We start from the raw sequence: 7,561 nt of genomic DNA, 5'->3' as shown, positions 1-7,561 counted from the left end.
GTTTTCCGGCTTTGGGTTTTCAGGTTTGGGCTTGCCCGACTCCGGCTGGCCAGCTTGGGCCTTAGCGAGAGCCTGTTGCGCGGCAGCGAGTTTGTCTGCGTCATTGTCGAGCTTGGCGGTGGCGATGTCGAGCTCTGCTTGAGCGATAGCGACATCACGCTGCAGCTCAGCGTTGGTGGGATCTGCGGCCAGTGCCGAGGTGGCATCGTCAAGCTTCTTCTGGGGAACAGCAAGCGCACGCTTGCGCAGCTTAGCCAGGTTGTCTTCCTCGCTGATTGCGGGCGTATCTTCGGACGCGACATCGATGCGGCGCAGGACGTAGTGCTCCTTCCAGTCTCCACGCGACTCGTCGAGAGTGGGCACGAACATGGTGCCGTCCTTGCGAACCAGGAACGTGTTGTTCGTGACATTGGTCGTCTCGCGCCCGTTGGGCAGCGGGAAGGACTTCGTCACGGTGAAGCTGCCCTGCTGGAGCCAGTTGAGATCGCCGGTCGAGCCATTAAGCTGAATGGGCGTGCCGTCTGCGTCGAAGCCGACAGCCGCCCAACCCGGAAGCACGCCAAAGGTCGGCTCGCTCTCGGCCTTGAAGTCGCGGGTATCCGGATCGTAAACGAGCGACTGCGCGGCGGCGGCCGACGGATTGGGATTCGAGTTAAAGCGGTAGATGTGCACGCCATCGGTGGACAGCCCGTCGAGGTAGGTGCTCTGGGAAGTGTAGCGCGAGCCCTTCATGAAGGTGGCGCGCTCAGTGACCTCGGTGGCGTCGGGCTTGATGGAGTAAAGCAGCGACTTCGTGGGGAGTTCCTCGCCCTCGAAGTAAGGCTCCGGCGAGCCGTTGTAGAGGAACGTGCCGTCTTTCATGGGCAAAAGCTCCGCCTGGTTCTTCCACGCGAAGTCGTTAGCCCAAATAGTGCCCGGCTCCGCGTCCAGGCGAGTGTCTCCGAAGAGCTGTTCTCCGGTGGGCAGCGGCGCCTCGGTGAAGGTTCCGTTCGACCCTGAAAGCAGCGTTGCGGTGCGGGCGCTAAAATCCTCCGGGACGATAGCAGCAATGACGTCGGTGCCCGGGTGGTAGCCCACCGCGTAGATGTCGTGGGAGGCGGTGGCGGCTACACGCGGGGTGCCGAAGCCGGAATCGGTGATGTCGACTGCCTTGAGCTCGGCGCGGTCGGTCTCGTCGACGTAGTAGAGCACCTTGTGATTCGAATCGTAGGCCGCGAGGCCACGGTTGCCGGTCTGGGCGGGCAAGGCCGCGATTTCCTTTAGGTTGTTGTCAATGAGCGCGTAGCCCTGTCCATCGGGCATGCCGACGAGTACGCCGGTGCCAGTATCGAAGAGCTGGTGCACGCCGTCGTCATAGTCAGCGTGGGAGTTCCAGGTCTGCGTGCGCAGCGTGATGTCCGACTCGACGAAGGTGGCGCCCTCACCGACATAGTTCAGCGCCACGGGATCGAGTCCCTCGCCCACGGAGTAGAACTCGGAGAACATGCGGTTGCCTTCTTCGGTCAGGGTAGAAGCGATATTCTCCCACGAGACGCGTCCGCCCTCGTTGGTGAACGTGGCGGAGCTGGGCTTGAGGGTAGCGATCTTGACGGCCTCTTTGGGCGCGTAGATCTCGTTCTTAAGGTACTGCTTGGAGCTCACGTGAGCCTCAAGGTAGGACTCGGCGGGGGAGAGCACGACCTTCGGGTCTTCGAATCGCAAGTCGAGATCGCACACGCTCGTCATCGGTTGCGAGGCATCCTGGCAGTACTTGCGGTAGAGGATAGTGCCGTTGAACTGGGCCTCGGTTCGCTTCGACTCCTTGTCAAAGGTGACGTCGGTGAGCTCGAAATCAAAGCCATTGTCCGTGCGCGTTGCCCCGTCGCCCACGTAGGTCGCCCCGTTGGTGTAGCTGTTGAAGCTGGCGCGGATGCCCCAGTGCAGGTGACCGTCCGCCGTTGCGGCGGAGGCAGGCACAGTGAGAGGGATGAGGGCGGTGGTGGTGAGGGCGGCAATGAATGTGCCGCGTCGGAAACGAGATGCCACGATGGGGGTTCTCCTTGGTCAATGAGATGAAACAAAGGCGTCTGAGTAGCGCCCGAACTTAATAAAGCACAATTAGACAAGGGTAGCCTAACCTATAGTAGGTAAGGGGGTGCTAAGTTTGTGCCGAAGGGTACGTGGGCAGGGTAGATTATTAAATATCTATACTTTTGGGGGTAAAGCGGGATGTGCTGCGTGGTCTCGTTATGCTGGTGCGCATGCGCTACGTTCTCTTCGCTTTCTCTGCATTCTTTTGCCTTGCGGCGATAGGCAGCCAACTTTTTGGTGCGCCGCGCCTCGTCGCCGTGGTGTGCATGGTCCTCGCTGCCCTCGCGCTCGTCATCGGGCTCGTGTACCAGGGGAGGGTCATCGAGAGCCAGGGGAAGGTCCTCAACGAGGAGCAAACGGCCGAGCTGGAGCGGCTGCTCGACAACGGTCAATTCGGCGTCGCAGTGGGGCAGGTACGCCTGTGGTTCCGGGGCACCAGCGAAGAAGAAGCGGAGGCGGTTGTGCACTCGCTCGCGCAAGGCCGATAACGTGCGCGCGGAAGCGGGGCGTCATGTACTATGTTCCGCATGACTGAACGTACCCTCATTCTTATCAAGCCGGACGGCGTTGCCAACGGCCACATCGGCGAGATCATCTCCCGCATCGAGCGCAAGGGGCTCAAGCTCACCGCTATGGACCTGCGCGTTGCTGACCGCGAGACCGCGGAGAAGCACTACGCCGAGCACGCAGACAAGCCGTTCTTCGGCGAGCTGGTCGAGTTCATCACCTCTGCTCCGCTGGTTGCTGGCGTTGTCGAGGGCGAGCGTGCCATCGAGGCATGGCGTCAGCTGGCTGGCGGCACCGACCCGGTCTCCAAGGCCACCCCGGGCACCATCCGCGGCGACTTCGCCCTCACCGTTGGCGAGAACGTCGTCCACGGTTCTGACTCCCCGGAGTCCGCAGAGCGCGAGATCGCTATCTGGTTCCCGAACCTCTAAGCCGTACTCCACTACACCGAAGTACACAGCCCAGGCCATGTGCCTGGGCTTTTGGCGTTTTCGTGTCCGCGCGCGGACGAGGGTGCGCCGGGTGTGCCAGAATGGGAGGCACGATACTTCTCACAGAATGAGAAGCGTCGACAAGCTTTCATACACACCGCTGCCTCGTGTGGCTGCTGCACCGTTAAGTGCGCGCCCGGGGAGCGACAAGAGAAAAGGTAAGTGAGTAGCAGACGTGGCTGCACCGAAGAACTCTAAGACAACTACACAAGACACCGGCTCGCTTAGCGCCGCGGCGAAGCTCATCGCGAAGCTCGACCGCACGCAGTTCGGTCCGAAGACCCGCCTTTATGCTTTGGCCAAGCAGATTGCTCTGCCGTCCAGCGCCCTCGTGAGCGTCTTCGCCGAGCAGGGCGTGAAGAAGGCCGCCCAGTCCTCGCTGAGCCCGGATGAGGTTGCCGCGGCTCTCGATGCGATTGTCGCTCAGGCAGGCGCTCCCGCCGCCGAAAAGAAGGCCGAGGAGAAGGCTGAAGACAGGCCCAAGAAGAAGGCTGCGAAGAAGGCTGCCAAGACCTCCGCCGAGAAGGCGCCGAAGAAGACCCAGAAGAAGGCCGCTAAGAAGGCAGAGAAGGCCGAGCCGGAGACTGCTGAGCCCGCCGTCGATGAGACCGTCGCACCGGCAGCCGAAGAGAAGCCGAAGAAGCGCGCGACGAAGAAGTCCTCCCGTAAGGCAACGCGCAAAGCTGCCACGAAGAAGACCGAAGCGCAGCCTGCTGCCGAGGCAGCCGAGACCGAGCAGCCGGCGGACGCCGAAGACGAGAAGCTGCGCGAGCGCGTGCGGAAGAACGTCGAGAATGAGATCTCCCAGATTGAGACCAAGGTCGAGGCAGAGCTCGAGGAAGAGAAGGCCGAACTCGCCACGGTGCAGGTCGAGACTCCGGAGGAGAAGCCGAAGAAGTCGCGTCGCCGCGCTACGAAGCGCACGAAGAAGTCTGATCAGGCCCAGGCTCACGAGGAGCCGAAGCAGGAGAGCGCCGAGGGCGCAGAGAACGCTGAAGACGCCATGCTGCGCGAGCGCGTGCGCAAGAACGTGGCGAACGAGATCTCCCAGATTGAGGAGAAGGTTGAGGCCGAGCTGGAAGAAGGGCTCGACGACGCCGCTGAAAACACCACCGAGGACGCCGCAGAGCAGGAGCACGACCAGTCCCACGAGCCAGACGTCGAGCAGCTGCACGAGGCGCTGGTGGAAGCCGGCGAAGACTTCGACGAGGACTTCGCGCCTATCACCCCGAAGCCTGAGACGGACACGTCGGTCGACTATGCGCCGGTCTTCATGGCACCCACCCCGCGCCGCGGGCGCCGTCGCGCTGTGAAGCGCACGTCCCAGAAGCAGGACCCGCAGCAGGAGCGCCAGCAGCACGAGCAGCAGCCACACGAGAATGAGCACAGCTCGAAGCAGCACGACAAGCAGGACCACCACGACGAGCCTGAGCGCATCGAAGAGCCGCGCGCCATTCGCGGTTCGACGCGTATCGAGGCGCAGAAGCGTCGCCGCCGTGAGATGCGTGAGAAGGGCCGCGAGCGTAAGCACATCGTGAGCCAGGCGGAGTTCCTCGCGCGCCGCGAGTCGGTGGAGCGCACCATGGTCGTGCGCGACAAGGAGCGTACGGACGGCCACGGCACCGTGACCCAGGTGGGCGTGCTTGAAGACGGCCTGCTCGTCGAGCACTTTGTGACCTCGGAGTCGCAGGCGTCGATGATCGGCAATATCTACTTGGGCCGCGTGCAGAACGTGCTGCCGTCCATGGAAGCTGCGTTCGTCGACATCGGACAGGGCCGCAACGGCGTGCTTTATGCCGGCGAGGTCGATTGGCGCCGCACGGGCCTGGGCGGCCGCCAACGCAAGATCGAGCACGCGCTCAAATCGGGTGACCAGATTCTGGTGCAGGTCGCCAAGGACCCGATTGGCGCGAAGGGCGCGCGACTGACCACGCAGATTTCGCTCGCCGGCCGCTACCTCGTCTACGTGCCGGGTGGCCGCAATGCGGGTATCTCCCGCAAACTGCCAGTCCCGGAGCGCAAGCGTCTCAAGGAGATCTTGAACCGCGTCGTGCCGGATGATGGCGGCGCAATCATCCGCACGGCCGCAGAGAATGTCTCCGAGGAAGCCATCGGCACGGACGTGCGTCGTCTGCACACGCTGTGGGAGGACATTACCGAGCGCGCGAATAAAGAAAAGAATTCCAAGGGTGCCAAGCCGGTCACGCTCTACGAGGAGCCGGACCTGCTCGTCAAGGTCGTGCGCGACCTCTTCAACGAAGACTTCAGTCACCTCGTCGTCGACGGCCGCCGTTCCTACAACACGGTGGATCACTACGTGCAGTCCGTGGCGCCGGATCTCGCGGACCGCGTGGAGCGTTTCGACCGCCGTGAGCACGGCGGGGCAGACGCGTTTGAGACCTTCCGCATCGACGAGCAGCTCCACAAGGCGCTCAGCCGCAAAGTCTGGCTGCCGTCGGGCGGCACGCTCGTCATTGACCGCACCGAGGCCATGACCGTCATCGACGTCAACACCGGTAAGTTCACCGGCTCGGGCGGCAACCTTGAGGAGACAGTGACGCGCAACAACCTGGAGGCTGCCGAGGAAATCGTGCGCCAGATGCGTCTGCGCGACATGGGTGGCATGATCGTCGTCGACTTCATTGATATGGTCCTGCCGGAAAACCAGGACTTGGTTCTACGCCGCCTCAAGGAGGCTCTGGGCCGCGACCGCACGCGCCATCAGGTCTCTGAGGTCACCTCGCTGGGCCTCGTCCAGATGACACGCAAGCGCCTGGGGACCGGCCTTATCGAGACCTTCTCCACCGAGTGCGAGGCCTGCCACGGCCGCGGGCTTATCATCCACGAATACCCCGTGGACGAGTCCGAGCCGGAGCACCACCACGGCCGCAGCAAGCGCAAGCGCCCCGCGAAGCCGGACCACCCGGCCGCCAAGGCCATGCATGTCGAGCACAAGAACGAGCAGCGCGACGACGAGTACGAGAACAAGCGCGAGGACAAGCCTTCGCTCGAGGACCTCGCGGCCTCCGTCGTTGCGGGCGGCCATGACGCGCAGGAAGATGACCACGAGGAGCGCAAGCCCCAGCGTCGCCGTCGCCGTGGCTCGCGCGGCAGCAACCGCGGCCGCGACAAGCGCGAGGAGCAGAAGCAGGAGGTCGACGCCGCAGAGATCGCCTACGCGGCCGCCGAGCATGCCAAGGAGCTCGACGATGTCCAGGAATTCCAGTCGCATATCCCGGACGAAGAACACGTCTCTGCGAAAGCGGAGACGAATCCAGAAAAGACCTACGAGGAGGCCGTCGCCGAGTTCGAGGCCTCACCGCGTCGTAAGCGCCGCACCCGCGGCAACTCGCGTTCGGACCGCAGGCCCCGCCGCGAGGACTTCCAGCGTGCGCCGGAGCCTTCCGATGTCCCCTTGCAGCAGCCTGAGCAGGAGTCCCCGGCCGAGATCCGTACCGTGAGCTCGCGTGGGCGTCGCCGTGCGGTGCGCCGCGCCACGCGCAGGCAGGCACAAGCCCAGCCAGAAGCGCAGCGTAAGGAGACGGTGGAGAAGCAGTCGACGGAGGAGAAGAGGGCATCGGCAAGCTCGCGCGGACGCCGGCGCGCTGTGAAGCGCTTCGTGAAGACGAGCGAACCTCAGGCTGCCGAAGGCTCGCGTGGCCGGAGGCGTGCGGCGCGTCGCAACCGCGGTTTGTAATTTAGGCGGTGTACGGGGTAGTCTTTGACAGTCGCTGTTTAGGCTTGAGTCAAGCGCTGCATCACCGTGCGCGCGAGAGCCTCAAACGCAATGTAATTTTAATGTCCATTCAGGGCCCGACCGGGTCCTGAGCCGAGTTTAGATAAGGGGTAGCCCTCTATGTACGCGATCGTCAAGACCGGCGGCAAGCAGTACAAGGTTGCTGAAGGTGACCTCGTCAAGGTCGAGAAGATCGAGGGTGAGCCGGGTTCGTCCGTGGCTCTCACCCCGGTTCTGCTCGTCGATGGCGCAACCGTCAAGGCAAAGGCCGCTGACCTGGAGAAGGTCTCCGTCTCTGCAGAGATCGTCGAGCAGGGCAAGGGCCCGAAGATCGACATCCTCAAGTACAAGAACAAGACCGGATACAAGAAGCGTCAGGGTCACCGCCAGCCGGTAACCACCCTGAAGATCACCGGTATCAAGTAAGCCTCAACCGGCTTTTATACCCTTAAAGGAGGGAAACCACATGGCACACAAGAAGGGTGCTTCCAGCTCCAGCAACGGTCGCGATTCCAACCCGCAGTACCTCGGCGTTAAGCGCTTCGGTGGTCAGCAGGTGAAGGCCGGCGAGATCCTCGTTCGCCAGCGCGGCACCAAGTTCCACCCGGGCGAGAACGTCGGCCGCGGTGGCGACGACACGCTGTTCGCTCTCGAGGCTGGCTCCGTCCAGTTCGGCATCAAGCGCAACCGTCGCATTGTGAACATCGTGCCGGCCGAGCAGGCCGCTGCTGAGGCTTCTGCCTAAGCGTTCACGCTT

General features: G+C 63.2%; 6 protein-coding genes. 5 read left to right on the top strand and 1 reads right to left on the bottom strand.

Annotated elements, in window-relative coordinates; all coding sequences use genetic code 11:
* The coding region (locus HMPREF0307_RS10010; protein ID WP_066492521.1) for an HtaA domain-containing protein at positions 1–2,025 on the bottom strand (2,025 nt) is incomplete at its 3' end.
* Positions 2,026–2,240: 215 nt separating this feature from the next.
* On the opposite strand from HMPREF0307_RS10010, the gene HMPREF0307_RS10005 reads away from it, so the two are divergent.
* The 5 genes from HMPREF0307_RS10005 (at position 2,241) to rpmA (ending at position 7,549) form a co-directional block, all read left to right on the top strand.
* Complete coding sequence (locus tag HMPREF0307_RS10005) at positions 2,241–2,558, top strand: hypothetical protein (RefSeq protein ID WP_156435931.1); 318 nt, start codon at positions 2,241–2,243, stop codon at positions 2,556–2,558.
* Between the two features lie 39 nt (positions 2,559–2,597).
* Positions 2,598–3,008 carry a nucleoside-diphosphate kinase gene (gene ndk, locus HMPREF0307_RS10000; RefSeq protein WP_066492532.1) on the top strand — a complete coding sequence of 137 codons (411 nt, stop codon included), beginning with the start codon at positions 2,598–2,600 and terminating at the stop codon, positions 3,006–3,008.
* A gap of 235 nt (positions 3,009–3,243) precedes the next feature.
* Positions 3,244–6,765, top strand: a complete 3,522-nt coding sequence (locus tag HMPREF0307_RS09995) for an Rne/Rng family ribonuclease (protein WP_066492515.1) — start codon at positions 3,244–3,246, stop codon at positions 6,763–6,765.
* A gap of 159 nt (positions 6,766–6,924) precedes the next feature.
* Positions 6,925–7,230 (top strand): 50S ribosomal protein L21, encoded by a 306-nt coding sequence (rplU, locus tag HMPREF0307_RS09990; RefSeq protein WP_066492512.1) that lies wholly within the window; start codon positions 6,925–6,927, stop codon positions 7,228–7,230.
* Between the two features lie 40 nt (positions 7,231–7,270).
* Positions 7,271–7,549 carry a 50S ribosomal protein L27 gene (rpmA, locus tag HMPREF0307_RS09985; RefSeq protein WP_066492511.1) on the top strand — a complete coding sequence of 93 codons (279 nt, stop codon included), beginning with the start codon at positions 7,271–7,273 and terminating at the stop codon, positions 7,547–7,549.
* The last annotated feature ends 12 nt before the right edge of the window (positions 7,550–7,561 follow it).

Origin of the sequence: Corynebacterium sp. DNF00584, assembly GCF_001552965.1 — a bacterium.
In the GTDB taxonomy this organism is placed as follows: domain Bacteria; phylum Actinomycetota; class Actinomycetes; order Mycobacteriales; family Mycobacteriaceae; genus Corynebacterium; species Corynebacterium phoceense.
The sequence above is the reverse complement of the archived record's forward strand: the minus strand, read 5'-3'. Positions and strand labels throughout refer to the sequence as shown.